Annotated in this window: 16 protein-coding genes; 1 reads left to right on the forward strand and 15 read right to left on the reverse strand. The window is 69.4% G+C overall.

Going from position 1 to position 15,962, the window contains the following annotated elements:
- Positions 1-132: 132 nt before the first annotated feature.
- The 12 genes from C0012_RS10500 to C0012_RS10555 form a co-directional block, all read right to left on the reverse strand.
- Positions 133-1,479: an MFS transporter gene (locus tag C0012_RS10500; RefSeq protein WP_110589928.1), complete on the reverse strand. Its 1,347-nt coding sequence runs from the start codon at positions 1,477-1,479 to the stop codon at positions 133-135.
- Between the two features lie 168 nt (positions 1,480-1,647).
- The gene (rpsN, locus tag C0012_RS10505; protein WP_110589929.1) at positions 1,648-1,953 is read right to left on the reverse strand and encodes a 30S ribosomal protein S14; all 306 of its coding nucleotides are present in this window, start codon (positions 1,951-1,953) and stop codon (positions 1,648-1,650) included.
- Positions 1,954-1,955: 2 nt separating this feature from the next.
- Positions 1,956-2,126, reverse strand: a complete 171-nt coding sequence (rpmG, locus tag C0012_RS10510) for a 50S ribosomal protein L33 (protein ID WP_110589930.1) — start codon at positions 2,124-2,126, stop codon at positions 1,956-1,958.
- A complete protein-coding gene (gene rpmB / locus C0012_RS10515; RefSeq protein WP_110589931.1) occupies positions 2,126-2,362 on the reverse strand; it encodes a 50S ribosomal protein L28 in 237 nt (78 codons plus the stop codon). The genes rpmG and rpmB overlap by 1 nt, the downstream gene beginning before the upstream one ends.
- A 184-nt stretch (positions 2,363-2,546) precedes the next feature.
- Positions 2,547-3,986 carry a hypothetical protein gene (locus C0012_RS10520; protein ID WP_162621921.1) on the reverse strand — a complete coding sequence of 480 codons (1,440 nt, stop codon included), beginning with the start codon at positions 3,984-3,986 and terminating at the stop codon, positions 2,547-2,549.
- Positions 3,976-4,716, reverse strand: coding sequence for a TIGR03943 family putative permease subunit (locus C0012_RS10525; protein ID WP_332835688.1), 741 nt, complete (start codon positions 4,714-4,716; stop codon positions 3,976-3,978). The genes C0012_RS10520 and C0012_RS10525 overlap by 11 nt, the downstream gene beginning before the upstream one ends.
- Positions 4,709-5,776, reverse strand: a complete 1,068-nt coding sequence (locus C0012_RS10530) for a permease (RefSeq protein ID WP_110589934.1) — start codon at positions 5,774-5,776, stop codon at positions 4,709-4,711. The genes C0012_RS10525 and C0012_RS10530 overlap by 8 nt, the downstream gene beginning before the upstream one ends.
- 11 nt (positions 5,777-5,787) lie before the next feature.
- Positions 5,788-6,195 (reverse strand): Fur family transcriptional regulator, encoded by a 408-nt coding sequence (locus tag C0012_RS10535; RefSeq protein ID WP_110589935.1) that lies wholly within the window; start codon positions 6,193-6,195, stop codon positions 5,788-5,790.
- A gap of 9 nt (positions 6,196-6,204) precedes the next feature.
- Positions 6,205-7,095 carry a metal ABC transporter permease gene (locus C0012_RS10540; protein ID WP_110589936.1) on the reverse strand — a complete coding sequence of 297 codons (891 nt, stop codon included), beginning with the start codon at positions 7,093-7,095 and terminating at the stop codon, positions 6,205-6,207.
- Positions 7,095-7,922: a metal ABC transporter ATP-binding protein gene (locus C0012_RS10545; protein ID WP_110590010.1), complete on the reverse strand. Its 828-nt coding sequence runs from the start codon at positions 7,920-7,922 to the stop codon at positions 7,095-7,097. Before C0012_RS10545 ends, C0012_RS10540 begins: the two co-directional genes overlap by 1 nt.
- A gap of 167 nt (positions 7,923-8,089) precedes the next feature.
- Positions 8,090-9,100 carry a metal ABC transporter solute-binding protein, Zn/Mn family gene (locus tag C0012_RS10550; protein WP_110589937.1) on the reverse strand — a complete coding sequence of 337 codons (1,011 nt, stop codon included), beginning with the start codon at positions 9,098-9,100 and terminating at the stop codon, positions 8,090-8,092.
- 50 nt (positions 9,101-9,150) lie between these two features.
- Positions 9,151-12,390, reverse strand: coding sequence for a DEAD/DEAH box helicase (locus C0012_RS10555; RefSeq protein WP_110589938.1), 3,240 nt, complete (start codon positions 12,388-12,390; stop codon positions 9,151-9,153).
- Positions 12,391-12,578: 188 nt separating this feature from the next.
- Between C0012_RS10555 and C0012_RS10560 the strand changes: the two genes are divergently transcribed.
- Positions 12,579-12,890 (forward strand): helix-turn-helix domain-containing protein, encoded by a 312-nt coding sequence (locus tag C0012_RS10560; protein ID WP_162621922.1) that lies wholly within the window; start codon positions 12,579-12,581, stop codon positions 12,888-12,890.
- A gap of 24 nt (positions 12,891-12,914) precedes the next feature.
- On the opposite strand, the gene C0012_RS10565 is transcribed toward C0012_RS10560, so the two are convergent.
- The 3 genes from C0012_RS10565 to C0012_RS10575 are packed head-to-tail and all read right to left on the reverse strand — an operon-like array spanning position 12,915 to position 15,939.
- A complete protein-coding gene (locus C0012_RS10565; RefSeq protein WP_110589940.1) occupies positions 12,915-13,985 on the reverse strand; it encodes a Dyp-type peroxidase in 1,071 nt (356 codons plus the stop codon).
- A complete protein-coding gene (locus C0012_RS10570) occupies positions 13,982-14,656 on the reverse strand; it encodes a hypothetical protein (RefSeq protein ID WP_110589941.1) in 675 nt (224 codons plus the stop codon). The genes C0012_RS10565 and C0012_RS10570 overlap by 4 nt, the downstream gene beginning before the upstream one ends.
- Entirely contained in the window at positions 14,653-15,939 is a 1,287-nt protein-coding gene (locus tag C0012_RS10575; RefSeq protein ID WP_162621923.1) for a right-handed parallel beta-helix repeat-containing protein, read from the reverse strand. The genes C0012_RS10570 and C0012_RS10575 overlap by 4 nt, the downstream gene beginning before the upstream one ends.
- Positions 15,940-15,962: the final 23 nt, after the last annotated feature.

Consider the following 15,962-nt stretch of genomic DNA (forward strand, 5'->3'; position numbering starts at 1 on the left):
AACGCGTTGCCCCGGATTTCCGCGTATTTCCGGGGATCTCGAGCGAATCGACACGGCGTGTCGCCCGCGAGACGTGACTCGCGTGACAGATGTGACGATATTTCGGTGGATCCCCGGATCCGCGCGACCGCGTCACGAGCCGTCCGACGCGGCGGGGATGCGGCTCAGGACGACGCTGACGACCGCCCCCGCGAGAAGCAGCGCCGCGGTCGACGCGTAGAGGGCGAAGGTCGACCAGCCCGCGTCCAGCAGGGCGCCGCCCGCGATGGGCGCGAAGATCGCCCCCACACGCCCCACTGCGAGCGCGGCGCCGACGCCCGTCGCCCGCGTCGCCGCGCCGTACCGAGCGGGAGCGACCGAGTACAGTCCCGCGATGCAGCCGTTGACGAGCAGCCCCGTCACGACCCCCAGCACGAACGCGAGCCCGAGCAGCGCCGTCGACAGCACGAACACGACGATCGAGACCGCCGTGAGCACGAGGAACGCGACGAGTGCCCGCTCCGGCGAGACGCGAACCGCGACGACGCCGTACAGGACGGATCCCACGGCGCCGCCGATCGCCAGGGCCATCCCGATGATCACACCCTGTTCGGCCGTCATCCCCGCCTCGACCATGAGGCGCGGCGTCCACGAGTTGACGAAGTAGAACCCGAACATGACGGTGAAGAACGCCGCCCACAGCAAGACGGTGACGAGCAGCATCCGGCCGCGGAAGAGATCGCCGAGGCGAGACGAGGTCCGTTCTGTCTCGCCCGCCGCGCCGATCGACTCAAGCGAGGCATGGGCCGGGTCGAAGCCGACCCGCTTGGCGATCGCCCGCAGCGACCTGTTCGCTGAGGCCGGACGGCGCGTGACGAGGAACTGCACCGACTCGGGGACGATGAGGGCCAGAGCGACGACGATGAACACGCTGACGCTGGCGCCCACGAGGAACACCGCGCGCCAGCCGTAGGTCTCCTGGAGGCCGTTCGCCGCGATGCCGCCGAGGAACGCCCCGACGCCGTATCCCGCCGTGTACACGCCGATCGCGAATCCACGCCAGCGGCGATTGGAGAACTCGGAGGTGATGACCGTGATGCTCGCGAGGATGCCGCCCACGCCGAGGCCGGTCAGCACGCGCCACACACCGAGCTGGACGACATCGGCCGACGACGAGGCGAGGAACATTCCGACGGTCGACACGACGGCCGATCCGATGACCGTCCAGCGCCGGCCGATGATATCCGCGAGACGGCCGATCGCGAAGGCGCCGATCGCCATGCCGATGAGCGTCGCGCTGATCACTGTGCCGAGTTCCGAGCCGGAGAGACCGAACTCGTTCTCGACGCTCAGCGAGACGAAAGACATCGCCGCCACGTCGAATCCGTCGTTGGCGTTGAGGAGAACCGCGATCGCGACGATCGCCCATTGATAGCCCGTCATCGGCGCGTGCTCGAGGTGGCTCCGCAGATCGCGGTTCGTGGTGAGGGTGTCTGACATAGAGGAAGTGCCTTCGTTGGTACGTGCTCCGGGTCCGCATCGATGCGTCCCCCGCCACCATATACCTACATACATAGTCTCTATGTCAGTAGGTAAATCCACCCGGAGACGACGAAAGGGCGGACCGGCCGAAGCCGATCCGCCCTCTTCGAGGCAGGTGCCGTCAGATCACCACGAGGACTTCGTGATGCCGGGCAGCTCGCCACGGTGCGCCATGCCGCGGAAGCGGACACGCGACAGGCCGTACTTCGTCAGGACACCGCGGGGGCGGCCGTCGATGACATCGCGCGAGCGGACGCGAACCGGCGACGCGTTGCGGGGCAGCTTCTGCAGCCCGACACGCGCGGCCTCGCGCTCCTCGTCGCTCGCGTTCGGGTTGACGAGGGTCTTCTTCAGCTCGCGGCGCTTCTCGGCGTAGCGCTCCACGATCACCTTGCGCTGCTCGTTGCGCGCGATCTTGCTCTTCTTGGCCATGCTTAACGCTCCTCGCGGAAGTCGACGTGCTTGCGGACCACCGGGTCGTACTTCTTCAGCACGAGGCGGTCGGGGTTGTTGCGACGGTTCTTCTTGGTCACGTAGGTGAACCCCGTGCCCGCCGTCGAACGCAGCTTGATGATCGGACGAACGTCCTGAGTCTTCTTCGCCATCAGAGCTTCACACCCTTCGCGATGAGGTCCTTCACAACCGACTCGATGCCACGAGCATCGATGACCTTGATGCCCTTAGCCGAGACGTTCAACGTGATCTTGCGCCCCAGCGAGGGGACGAAGTACGTCTTCTTCTGCACGTTCGGGTCGAACCGGCGCTTGGTGCGACGGTGCGAGTGCGAGACGTTGTGACCGAAACCGGGGGTGGTTCCCGTCACCTGGCACACAGCAGCCATAGTTCACTCTCCTTCAATACCGTGGCCCAGACAGGGCCACCCAAGATCTCTTGCCTGCGCGCTCCGCCACTCGCCCGCCTGGCGGGCTGTGTTCGAACGGGAAGCACACGAACTGCGCACAGGAGTGTGCACAGCCAAAGATCAACGATACCACACCTCGGGCGTGTCGGTCACCGAGGCCCGTTCACCACGGACCGACCTCGCACCAGCTGACGTCGAAGCCCTCGAGGACCCCGACCTCGACCTCCGAGGCGATGTCGTACACGCGGGTCTCGACCTCCTGCGGCAGCGGCTGCATCCCGCCGTCATACGGGTTTGCGACCACCTCCGGCGCGACGGCGATGGCGGCGTACTGTGCGCTCGGAGACGCACACACCTGCACGAGCGCGTCCCCCTGCGCCACCGTCGCCACCTCGCCGACCGAACCGTCCGCACCGACCACGACAACGCGCGCGACAGTCGGGAGCCCGTCGACCATCTCGGAATACGCGCGGAGCGTGCCGCCGTCTGCGAGGGGGATCATGTGGTTCAGGACGGTCTCGGCGCCGAGATCGACGTCCGAGACGGCCCGCTGCTCGCCCGAGGCGAGGTCGAGCTCGACGAATCCCTCATCGGCGCGGTCGATGAGAGCCGTGTAGGTCGACCGCGCGACGCCCTCGATTCCCAGCGCCGTCCCGAACGACGACACCTCACCGTCGGCGCTCTCGCGATCGACGAGCGTGAGGTCGCCCGCGAAGTCGTTCAGCAGAAGCGACGAGGTCTCGGGGACGAACCGCCAGCGGTCGATGCTCGGCTCTTCCCCACCCACGACGACCGGCTCCACACCGGCGCCGTCGCCGAACGCATCCCGCAGGGATCCGGTGAACAGCACGCTCTCCCGCCCGCCGCCAACAGACAGGTCGCGATCGGTGAACGTGAATCCGAAGAGCTGGCCGCGCTCCGACACCTGAAGACCCATGACGATTCCGGGGCCCGGCAGGGAGATCTCCTCCCGCCGAGGCTGTCCGTCGACCCCGCCGGATCCTCCGATATCGACGACGACGAGACCCATCCCTTCGTCGTCCACGACGCTCGCGACGAGATACCGACTGGTCACGCGGAAGTCATCGATCTGCTCCGCCTCGAACACCGTCTCGTCCGGCGTCTCACCACGGACCGCCGTGCGGACGATCTGGTCGGTCCCCGACGCGTCACGCCGCAGCGCGAACACCTCCGCCTGCGGCGTCGTGAAGACGGTCTCGAGCGTCGACGCCGGCCCGCCGCCGACGCCCCGCGCCCCCTCGATACGCACCGTGTAGTCCACGCCCGCGTCCAGGGCGACAGGAAAGCGCACGCCGACGGTCCGCCCGGCGGCATCGACCGTGAAGTCCGTCTCGGGCTCGACCGAGACCTGTGCGGGGTCGACGCCCGCGAGCGACTGGTTCGCGGTGAAGATGACTCGGCTGCCCGACTCCCGCGTCGCGGCGGCGGGATCCACCTGCACCTCGGTGACGCGCGGGCCCTGGGCAAGGCCGACGCCCGCGGCTCCCGCGCCGACGATCGCAAGCGCACCGAGCACGAGCGCGAACGCGCCGACGAACCGCCCGCGCGCTCGCGCCCGGCGGTGCGCGGCCCTAGTACTCATACGGCTCCTCGGGCTCCGGGATGCGGTCGATCGACGTGGCCTCGACGCGCAGCGTGCCTGCGTCGTCGACGACGATCTCGCCCGTGAGCTCGATCCACTCGCCCGTTGCGAGATCCCCCGATCCCCCCGTCGCCTCGACCGGGAGCGATGCCGGCTGCGCATCGATCACACAGTGCGTGATGACGAGCCGATTCAGGCTGAGGGATCCGCCGTCCCCCGGTGTGACGAAGCCCGTCAGCCGCACCGGCTCCCCCGCATACCGTTCGGGGCTCGTCGCCGTCGCGAAGGTCGCCGACCAGTCGCCGACGCCGAACGCCGAGGTGTCCACGATGCCGAGCTGAACGTCGTCGGCCCCCGCGAACAGCGGAGCGGATCCGGTATCGCGCTCCATCGCGAGTTCCGCCGACAGGGTCGCCGGCGGGAGCAGCACCGCCGCAAGTGTCACCGCGGAGGCGACCGCACCCCCGGCGAGCGTCGCGACGAAGCCGACACGACTCGCGCCGGTCGAAGACCCGTGATCATGGCCGTGCTCGTGCTGTTCGGATCCGAGCGGCAGCGCGAAAGAGGCCACGGCCCCGATGAGCAGCAGAACCGCCATCCCGCATGCGAACCACGCCTGCGCGGGGTTGATGTACAGCTGCAGCCGGTCGGTGACGGTCAGCCCGATGGTCACGACCGAGAGGAGCGAGGCGAGCCCGACACCGAGCCAGCGAGATCCGAGACTAGACAACAAGGTTCATCACCGTCCCGAGCGCGAAGGCTGCCAACAGCACGACAGCGACCACCCCGACGATCGCGCGGGTGGAGAACGTCGTGCGCAGCAGAGCGATCATCTTCACATCGACGATGGGCCCGACGAGGAGGAACGCGACGAGGGATCCCGTCGTGAACGTCGATGCGAACGAGAGCGCGAAGAAACTGTCGACGTTCGAGCAGATCGCGACGGTGACGGCGAGGAGCATCATCGCGACGATCGAGAGAACGGGGTTCGATCCGATCGCGACGAGGGCGGTGCGCGGGATCAGCACCTGCACGGCGCCGGCGACGGCGGATCCGACGATGAGCGCCGGCATCACAGCCCGCAGCTCCACGACGAACTGCGCGATCGTGCGGTTGAGCCGCGATCCGTGCGCGTCCTGCGACTCCTCGCACGTGAGCCGGAAGCGCTCTGTGAGCAGGCTCTGCGGATCCGGGTGCCGGCTGAACAGCCACCCGATGAGCAGCGCGATGCCGTAGCCGCCGAGGATGCGCGCGACGAGGATCCCGCCCGACCAGCCGAACGCCTGGTGCGTCGTGATGATCACGATGGGATTCACGATCGGCGCGGCGACGAGAAACGCCAGAGTGTCGGCGGGGGTGAGACCCCGCATCAACAGACCCCGCGCGAACGGCACGTTGCCGCACTCGCATACGGGGATGAGCAGGCCGAGCGCGGCGAGCACCATCCGCCGCGCCCACGCCCGCTTCGGCAGCACGCGATGGACGACCTCGGCGGGCACCCACACCTGGATGACGATCGACAGGATCACGCCGAGCGCGACGAACGGCAGCGACTCGATGAGCACGCTGAGGGCGAGCGTCAGCCCATCCTGAGCGCGTGTCGAGAGCGGGTCGGCGAAGAGCTGCGGAAGCAGGGCGTCGGCCGCGAACACGGCGCCGACGACGAGCACCCCCCAACACAACGCAGTCAATACGCGGCGCGTGGAGCGTCTCGGACGGGATCCCCCGGCCGAGCGGCCCGAATCGACTGCGTCGTGTTGGTGGGACGACGCGCGGACGGCCTGTGCCATGCCCGGGCCCGTCAGCGTTCGGCCTGACCGGCGGCCCGGTCGGCGCAGTCGGCGCAGATGCCGAAGATGTCGACGACGTGCTCGGCCTCCGTGAACCCGTGCGTCGCCGCGGTCTCGCGCGCCCACGTCTCGACCGCCGTCGCCTCGATCTCGACCGTGCGACCGCAACGCCGGCAGATGAGGTGATGATGGTGCCCGCTCGACTCGCACGCACGGAAGAGGTTCTCGCCGTCCGGGCTCTGCAGGCTGTCGGCCTCGCCCGACTTCGCGAGACCGGCGAGCGTTCGGTACACGGTCGCGAGGCCGATTCCGGTGTCGTCACGGATCAGCGCGTGGAGGTCCTGCGCGCTGACGAAACCGTCGCTCTCGGCGAGCGCGTCGCGCACGCGCTCCCGCTGCCACGTGTTGCGCTGTGCCATGCTCCGACCCTACTTCCCCGCGGCGACCGGCGCGGTGTGCAGCTTCGCCGCCTCGAGGCGCGTCCGAAGCGTGCGATCGCGCCGCGCCGCGACGATGCGGCACACGAGGTAGATGGCGAAGGAAATCGTCGTGATGTACGGGCTCACCGGCAGAGTCCCCGCGATCGCGAGCAGGATGCCGCCGACGGCCGCGATGAATCCGAACAGGGCGGACAGGAGCGGCACGGCGACCGGTCCGTGGCTGATGCGCATCGCGGCGGCGGCGGGCGTGACCAGGAGGGCCATGACCAGCAGGGCGCCGATGATGTGGACGGCCGCGGCGACGATCGCGCCGAGCAGAAGCATGAAGACGATGCTGAGCCCGCGGGTCGGCAGACCCCGCGCCTCAGCCGACTGCGGGTCGAGCGAGTCGAACCGCAGCGGATTCCAGATGACGATGAGCCCCACGAGCACGATCACGCTGAGGACGACAAGCGCGCTCAGATCCGGATTCGACACCGACACGATCTGCCCCGTCAGCAGACTGAACCGATTGGCCGAGCGACCCGAGTAGAGCGAGATGAACAGGATCCCGAGGCCGAGACCGAACGGCATGAGCACGCCGACGATCGAGTTCCGGTCGCGCGCCTTCGCTCCGAGCACGCCGATGAGGAGCGCCGCGACGATCGCCCCGGCGAGGGAACCGGCGACGACGGATCCACCGAACAACAGGGCGGCGGCGGCACCGGCGAACGACAGCTCGCTGATGCCGTGGACGGCGAAGGCCATATCGCGCTGCATCACGAAGACGCCGATGAGGCCGCCGACGATGCCGAGCGCGGCCGCGGCGACGATCGAGTTCGTCATCAGCTGCAGCAGCGCGCCGTAATCCTCGAAGGAGAACACGTCAGACCAGCTCATCAGAACACCGCCGCCTCATCGTCGTCGTGGTGGTGCTCGTGATGCGGGTGATGCGGTTCGGCGTCGGGGATGCCGGCGACGAGAAGCCGCCCGGCGGCGCGGATCACCTGCACGGGTGCGCCGTACAGCTCGGTGAGCACCTCGCTGCGGAGCACCTCGTCGGGAGTCCCGAGCCGGAAGCGACCGCCCGCGATGTAGAGGATCCGGTCGACCGCGCCGAGGACGGGATTGACGTCGTGTGTGACGAACAGCACGCCCGCACCGCGGTCGCGCCGCTCGCGGTCGATGATCCTCGTGACAGCGCGCTGGTTCGCGAGGTCGAGGCTCGAGAGCGGCTCGTCGCAGAGCAGGAGTTCCGGCAAGTCGACGAGCGCCTGCCCGATGCGCAGACGCTGCTGCTCGCCGCCCGACAGCGACCCGACGGGGTCGTCGGCGTAGGACGTCGCACCGACAGATTCAAGGATCTCCGAGACCCGATGCGCGTCGCCTCGGCGCGGGATCGGCGGGCCGAACCGCGTGCCATTGACCCCGAGGGCCACGAGATCTTTCGCCCGCATGTTCGTGCCGAGAGGGAAGGGCCGCTGCTGCGGGATGTACCCGACATGCCGGTTGCCGCGGCGCACGGGACGACCGGCAACGCGGATCTCGCCCGCGCTCAGCCGCTGCAGCCCGAGGATCGCGCGCAGCAGCGTCGTCTTCCCGGATCCGCTCGGGCCAAGGACCGCGACGAACTCACCGGGCGCGATGTCGAGGTCGAGGTCGCGCCACAGCTCGCGCCCGCGCAGGCGCAGCGCCGCGTCGGCGATGTGCAGCACGGGATCGGTCATCGGATCAGCATATCCCTGCATTGATAATCGTTCTCGGAAACGGGCTGTGACGTCCCTCCCAACACAACGCAGTCAAATCCGCCGCGAAAGGTCGGATATCGAGTGCTTCGGGCTCTACGCGACCGAATTGACTGCGTTGTGTTGGGGCACAGGAGGCTGGGGGTGCGTCAGGATTCGAGGGCGTCGGCGAGTGCGTCGATGTTGCCCGACATCCACTCGACATAGGAGAGGCCATCGGGGAGGGTCTCTGCGAACTCGACAATCGGCACGCCCGTGCCGTTCGCCGCGCCGATGAGCCGATCCGTCTCGGAGCCGCCCGTCTGCGCGTTGATCACGAGCACGTCGACGTCGCCGCCCTCGACGGCGTCGATCGCATCGAGGAGGGTCGCGGGGGCGACATCCTGCCCCTCCTCGACCGCTTCGGCGAAGCCATCGGTCGTGACGTCCTCGAGGCCGGCACCGGCGGCGAGGTATCCGCCGATCGGCTCGGTGAAGAACACCGTGCCACCGCCATGCGCCGTCTCGAGTTCCGAGAGCTGCCCCTCAAGGGCCGCAATGTCGGCGAGCACCGACTCGGCGTTCGCCGCGATCTCGTCCGCCGCATCGGGGATCCGCTCCTCGAGACCCTCGGCGAGCGTCTCGACGAAGTGCTCGACCGTGTGCGGGTCGTACCAGACGTGCTCATTGAAGCCCTCGATGTGATTGTGAGCGTGCTCGCCGTGCTCGGCGTGGGCATGCTCATCATCCGCGTCGTCGGCGTGGTCATCGAGGTCACCCTCGCCGTCGGTGCCGTCGTTCGGGTAGTCGTGGTTGAAGGCGACGACGGTGAGCGCCTCCGCACCCGATCCGTCGCCCGCGCCCGCGATGAGCTCGTCCATGAAGTGGTCGTAGCCACCACCGTTCATGATCACGAGATCGGCCTCCTGCACGGCCAGCTGGTCGCGCGCCGTCGCCTCGTACTCGTGCGGATCCTGCGTGGCGGAGTCGATGATCGCGCTCACCTCGGCGTTCTCACCGGCGACCTCCTCGGCGAGCGACGCGTAGACGCTCGTCGAGGCGACGATCCGGTACCCGACCGCCTCTTCTTCGGCCCCACCAGCGGATCCGGTGCACCCCGCGAGCACGAGGGCGGGCACGGCAAGGAGGGGCGCGGCGATGAGAGCACGGCGAGTCAGCATGCCCTCATCATACAATGAATGAGAATCGTTATCAGCTGTGAAAGGGGTGGCTACGCCAGCAGCTCCCGGAAGTCGTCGGCCGTGAGAGCGCGGATGCCGTCGGCGTCGCCGGAGCCGAGGACGTCTTCGAAGAGCTTCCTCTTGCGGTCTTGCAGCTCGACGACCTTCTGCTCGATCGTGCCCTCCGAGATGAGGCGGTAGACCATCACAGGACGGGTCTGGCCGATGCGGTGAGTACGGTCGATCGCCTGATTCTCGGCGGCGGGGTTCCACCACGGGTCGAGCAGGATGCAGTAATCGGCCTCCGTGAGGGTGAGCCCCACGCCGCCCGCCTTGAGCGAGATGAAGAACGCCGGCACCTCGCCCGAGCGGAACCGGTCGATCATCCCCTGCCGCTGCCTCTGGCTCGCCGAGCCATCGAGATACGCATAGCGCACGCCCCGTTCGTCGGCCACGCGCGCCGCGAGGCCGAGGAACTCGGTGAACTGACTGAAGATGAGCACGCGGTGCCCGTCGGCGACGATCTCGTCGAGCAGACGGCCGAGCTCCTCGAGCTTCGCAGACGGCCCGCCGGCGTCAGCGAACGTCGGATCGAGGGCGTGGCGCCGCAGGGTCGTGAGCGATGCGAGGATCTGCACGCGGTTGCGGTCGACGTCTTCGAGCAGGCCGAGGAGGCGCTGCTGCTCGCGGCGGAACCGCTTGTCGTATGCGCGTCGATGATCGGAACGCAGCGCGACCTCGATGACCTGCTCGGTCTTCTTCGGCAGCTCGGGCGCGACGTGCTCCTTCGTCCGGCGCAGCAGAAACGGCCGCAGCCGGGAACGCAGCCTGTCGAGACGACTGCGGTCGCCGTCGCGGCCGATCGCGCGGTGATACTCCTCGCGGAAGTGTGCCCGCGTTCCGAACAGACCCGGAGCCACGAGCGTCGCGATCGCGAAGAGCTCCATCAGGTCGTTCTCCATCGGAGTGCCCGTGACGGCGAACTTCGTCGGGGCGTCGAGCATGCGGGCAGCCGCGTACCCACGGGAGGCCGAGTTCTTCACCTGCTGCGCCTCATCGAGCACGAGCACGCGGAAGCCCATCTGCGCGAACTGGTCGTGGTCGAGGCGGAAGATCGCGTAGCTCGTGACGATCAGTTTCGCGTCGGCGGCGGCGTCGACGACCGATGTGCCTCGCTTCGACGCCGTCTCGCCGATCGCGACGCCCCGGAGTTCGGGCGCAAACCGCTCGGCCTCGGAGACCCAGTGGCCGACGACACTCGTCGGGGTCACGACGAGGAACCGGGCGTCGGGCTCGTCGACCCGCGCAGCATCGAGCGCCGCGAGCACCTGCGCGGTCTTGCCGAGCCCCATGTCGTCGGCGAGAACGCCGCCCAGGCGATGCCGCCGCAGAAAGTCGAGCCAGCTGAACCCGTCCCGCTGGTAGGCGCGCAGCTCGGCGCGGAAGGAGGCCGGCGGATCCCGCTGCTCGACGCTCGCATCGCCGAGGGCGCGCACGGCGTCGAACCACGCGCTCTCCTGCGCCGAGACGACACCGATCTCGGCAAGTTCCTGCCAGAGGTCGATCTGATAGCGGCTGACGCGTACGCGGTCGGAGGTGGGATCGTCGAGCGCCCGCGCCTCGGCGAGGATGTCGCGCAGGCGCGCGAAGTTCTCGCCCAGCAGGGGGAAGGTCGTCCCGCTCATGAGCGTGAAGTAGTTCCGCCCCTGTGCGAGCGCCGTCAGGAGCGCACTGCTCGAGACGGGTTCGCCCTGGATCGTCACGACGATGTTCAGCTCGAACCAGTCGTGTCCGGACGGATCGACGCCGATCGAGACGACCGGATCCTCCGTCGCGAACTCGTACGACGGCACCTCGTCGTGCAGCTCGATGCGCACATCGTCGAGCGATCTGAGCGCGGGCAGCACCTCGGCGAGGAACTCGACCGTCTCATCGCTCCCGAGATCGCGCGCGGGCGGCACGGCGTCGGTGCGCCGACGGCCGATGAGGTGCCGGAAGCGCCCCGCCGCCTGCTCGACGCGGTCGAGGATCTCGGCTTCGGCGGCGCGTGCGCGACGCCCGCCGGCCGGACGTTCCCACTCCCAGAAGAGACGGCAGACGGGATCGGCATGCCGCACCGCGAGCACGAGCGTCGGGCGCGGCGGGGCCGGGATCGTGAACGACTCGTCGCTCGACACGAGGGGAGCGATGTCGCGGAGCCTCGGGAGGAAATCGCGGGTGAAGTCGTCGATGCGGTCGGCCGGGACGGACAGTCGCGCGGAGCGCCGGAGTTCGTCGAACTCGGCGCCGAGCGGCCCCTCGAGCGGCGCAAGCGACTCGACGCTCGCATGCTCGCCGCCGATGCGTGCGATCGCCGTGGTCGGGGCGCCGATCGGCAGCGTCCGCCCCTTCGCGGCGCCGTCGCCATCGCCGAAGCTGGGCTCGACCCACAGCCGGCCGCGCACCATGCGCAGGTCGATGTACCCCGCCGCCGCACCCGCGGCGACGTTGATCGCCCCCTGAGCGGGGTCGTCGGCGACGAACTCGACTCCCGCGGCGTGCGCGTCGGACAACGCCTGCCACAGGCCGCGCGACGGCAGGGCGTCGAGGCGGATCCAGTCGGGGATGCCCCAGCCCCCGCCGAAGTGCGAGCGGTATCCCCCACGGGCCCGCAGCCGCTCGCCGACGGCCGAGAAGTTCTCGCGCGATGCGTGCAGCGCCTCGATCTCGGCGAGCGCGCGACGACGCGGATCGGCGGAGTCCTCTTCGGCGATGCGCTGCCAGGTCACGGCGGATCGGATCCACGCGCCGCGCTTCCCTCGCACCGCGGGCCGGATCGCAACGCCGTCGCCCTTCGGATCGCCCGGTTCGCTGGGGCGCACGGCGAAGAGGAGCGCGATCTCGGAGGGTTCCTCGGCGCCGCCAGTGTTGGAGTCGTCGACGAAGAGCCCGCGCAGCGTTCGTTCCCAGGGCTCGTGCGCCGGGGTGGGGCGCTCGAAGCTCGACGCGCCGCCGCCCACGCCGAACGGCTCGTCGCGTTCGGACAGCGCGAACAGCGCGGCCGCGGCGTGCCCGCACCACACCTCACCGTCGTGCGGACACCAGCAGCGCACGACTCCCCGGCCGTCTTCGTGGATCTCGAACTCGACGGCGACCGCGAGGGCGCCCACCGAGACGAGCGCCGTCGACACCTCACGCCCCAGCTCGCACCGGGTGACACGGATCGGCAGCTGATTGGCGAGCATGCGGCCGTCTGCGGCATCATGGGGCAGGAAGAGCCCGGCGACGTGTTCGGGTGTCAGGATCAGCACGCGCTCACACTATGCGCGAGCACTGACATCCCACGAGCCCGCGGCACGCGAGAGGCGGCGGGACCAGCAGTTCACGCACGCCCGCGACCCCCACAGCACTCTTCCCCACACTTATGCATCATCGACAGCTTTTATGCGACGGTACGGACGCTTCGGTTTCTGAGCGGTGGCCCCTGCACGATCGAGACATGGCCGCTCCACACCCCGACGTCTCCGTCGAGGTCGGGAGGCGCATCGCCCACCTCCGCGCCAAGACGGGCGTCAGCGCCCGGGCGCTCGCAGAGTGCGCCGACATGGATCTCTCGAACTATCAGAAGATCGAGAGAGGCCGGGGCAACCCGACCGTGGCCACCCTGCTTCAGATCGCCACGGCGCTCGAGGTCGACGTCGGCGAACTCGTCACGGGCCTCGACGCCGAGGACCTGCACAACGGCCACTACCCCTACGGATACACCGAGATCCCCGCGCAACGTCGGCGACGGCGACGCTCGGCTTCCTGACGCCAGACGCCACCACACGGACCGTCACCAATCGTCCCCCGGGATGAAGAAGCAGCCCGACGCGTTCGTGCGCGTGTGACGGATCAGATCGTCCGCCTCGTCGAGCCTCCGTTGCGTGAGCGTAAACGTCTCGGGATCCGCGACGAAGGCGAGGAACAGCAGCCCGCTTCCCGGGGGCGCGTCGAATCCATAGCTGCGACGCAGCATGAGGCCGCGGCCGATGTACGCAGGATGCGCGCGGCGCGCGTGCGCATGCAGCGGCGTGACGAGAGCGCCGTCAGGAGACTTCGCGAACAGATCCACGTCGTCGAGCGGACCACCGCCCGAGAGCGGGGATCCGTCGCCGCGACGCCGCCCGATCGCGTGCTCCTGATGCGACCGCGACAGCGCAACGAATTCCTCCGAAATGGTCATCCGGCGCGCCACCATGAACGTGTCGCCCCGTTCCGGATCCGACCACACCCCCGCATCGCGCTCCTCGGACGTGCGCGGGTTCGCGATTCCATCGATGAAGCCCACGGGAGTGCGAGACGTGCCCGCTTCGGTCGGTGCATCGCGGTACCCGCGCTCCGACCACACCGCGCCTGGCGAGCCCAGCATCCTGGCCGCGGCCGAAGCCACCTCGAGGAGGGCCGAGGCCGTCTCCGCGCACACCTGCAGGACGAGGTCCCCGCCCGTCACGACATCGTCCGCGTCGTTCGCGAACGAGGGGAGGTCGTCTGCCCCGCACCGAGCGGGCCAGAGCGAACGCGCTCGTCGCAGGGCGAATCCGATCGTCAGGGTGACCCGACCCGCATCGTCCGGGACGGGATATGCCGCGTCGCGTACCGCCCGCGCCGCTGCGAGGACTTCGTCGTCGCTCCGCCCGCCCATCTCGAACACGGTCACGATCGCGTGCCTCTGCGGCACCGCCGGGTCTGTGATCCCGGCGCGCAGCTGTCCAGCGGGCGACGGTGCCGGCATTGCTGCACCCGGGCCCCGATCGCCGGCGGCACGCGCACCCCATCCGAGGATCCCCGCGACGGCGGCCGCTCCGCCGGCGGCGAAGAGGTCCCGCCGGCGGATGCGACCGGCCCCGCGCCGAGGCTTCGTCACTTCCGTCCCAGCGCGGCCGCGAGCCCGGGCGGTTCAGGGGCGGGCTCGGCGTCCGTCACCTCGATGACGAAGTCGTCTGATCCGTCGTCGAGCCGGGCGGGGCGTCCGCCGTCATCGACCCAGAGCCGGCTGCGTCCCCCGTCACCGTCGACCGACGGAAGCCGGTAGACGGCGGCTTCTTCGCCTCCGAGCTCTGCGGCCCCGAGATGCCGCGCATCCGATTGACGGAGCAGCTGTGCGTTCTCCGGGCGGTCGTTCACGAGAGAGAAGACGACGGCGAGCGACGCGAGGGGGCCAGATCCGAGCGGCTCGGCGCGCCACGCCCCCTCGTCCGTCCGGAGCGCGATCGCGTCAACGGAGATCCCGGCTTCATCGACGATCGCGAGGTCTCGGGGACCGCGCGCGATCTCTCCCCAGGCGATGTGGCGGGAGGGATCCACCGTGATGTCCGCCTCGACGCGCTCGATATCGTGGCCCGCGCGCGAGGAGACCGTCGCAGTGAAGGGGCCCGTCGACAGCAGGCGGAATCGCGCGGATGCGAGCTCCTCCGACTGCGCGATCGTCAGCGGCTTCCCCTCGTCGTCAAGCCCCGGCGCGCATGCCGCCGTCGACGCGAGAAGCGCGATTCCCGCGAGGACGGTCGCCCCGCGCCGTGTCATCGTGAGCGTCATTCGGCACCTTCCGAGAGCAGGTCGACATCGGGCACATCGATGACATCCGTCGACGGGAACGCGATCTCGGCCGGCACGTCGCGCGGTGCCTCGTCGACGGCGGCGAGGCCCGGCCCCGGCGCGGGAAGCGCGACCTCCGAGAAGGGGATCCCGTCGGGCGCCTCTGGCTGCGCGTACGACCCGGCGGGCGTCGGCCCCTCGCATGCCGCGAGACCGATCGAGGCCGGATCCGTGCGGGCGCCCCCGGCGTCGCGGAAGCAGTTCCCCTCGCCGCCCACTCGCGTCGTGTAGGCGATGTCGAGGCCGTTGGCGCCGTACACATTGCCGTCGGTGCGGGTGCCGGTCGGCGGGAAGTCCTCGGACGAGCTGATCCACACGCCCACGTTGTCGTTGTCGACGATCCGGTTGCGCTCCACCTCGACGTCGACCGTTCCCGCCAGGCCAATGCCGATGCCGAATGCCCCGCCCGCCTGCGCGGGGGTGGCGGCTTCGTCATTGTCGGCGACGAGGTTGCCGACGATGGAGATGCCTGAGCTCGGTCCGTGCGCCTCGAGGTAGTTGCTCAGCACGCTCACCCCGATCCGGTTGCGAGCGATCCTGTTGCGGGCGATGACGACGCCCGTCGCGTTCGCGAGCTCGATCCCCACCGCATTGCTCTCGACGATGTTGTCCTCGACGACGGCAGAGCAGTCGTCGCACTGCCCGACGTAGATGCCCGAGTCGGATCCGCCGGTGGCCGTGTTCGCGCGGATGACTCCGTTCGAGCGGCCGAACGCATAGATCCCGTACAGACCGTTGTTCGAGGCCGTGACGTTCTGCACGAGGTACCCCGCCACGAGAGGCGGAGCGTCTTCGGGCACGTAGCCGTCCGGGCCGCGGGCGATGCCCGCCCCCGAGTCATCGGTGACACCCGTGATCAGGATGCCGTTCTGCAGATAGTTGCGGACCGTCAGGTTCTCGACCGCGATGCGTTCGCCGGTCGCGACGATTCCGCTGCTCAGCGCGAGCTCGCCGTCGAGGATGACGCCGCCGCGATCTTCGCCACGGATCGTCACGTCCGAGGCGGACACCTCGATCGACGCATGGTAGGTGCCGGGGGCGATGAGGATCACGTCTCCGTCCGTCGCGCGCTCGCCTGCGGCGGTGAGACTCGCGTCGTCGGCAACGCGGATGACCTCGGGTTGCCCCGGAACCGGCCCCGGGACGGTGCACGCCGTGGTCGCGCACGAGAGAGCGATGGCGCACGCGATCGTCGACGCGCGCGCCGGAAGCGTGAGATTCACGCGGTCTCCTTCCGAGTGGTGTG

The organism is Microbacterium suaedae (assembly GCF_003254645.1).
GTDB lineage: Bacteria > Actinomycetota > Actinomycetes > Actinomycetales > Microbacteriaceae > Microbacterium > Microbacterium suaedae.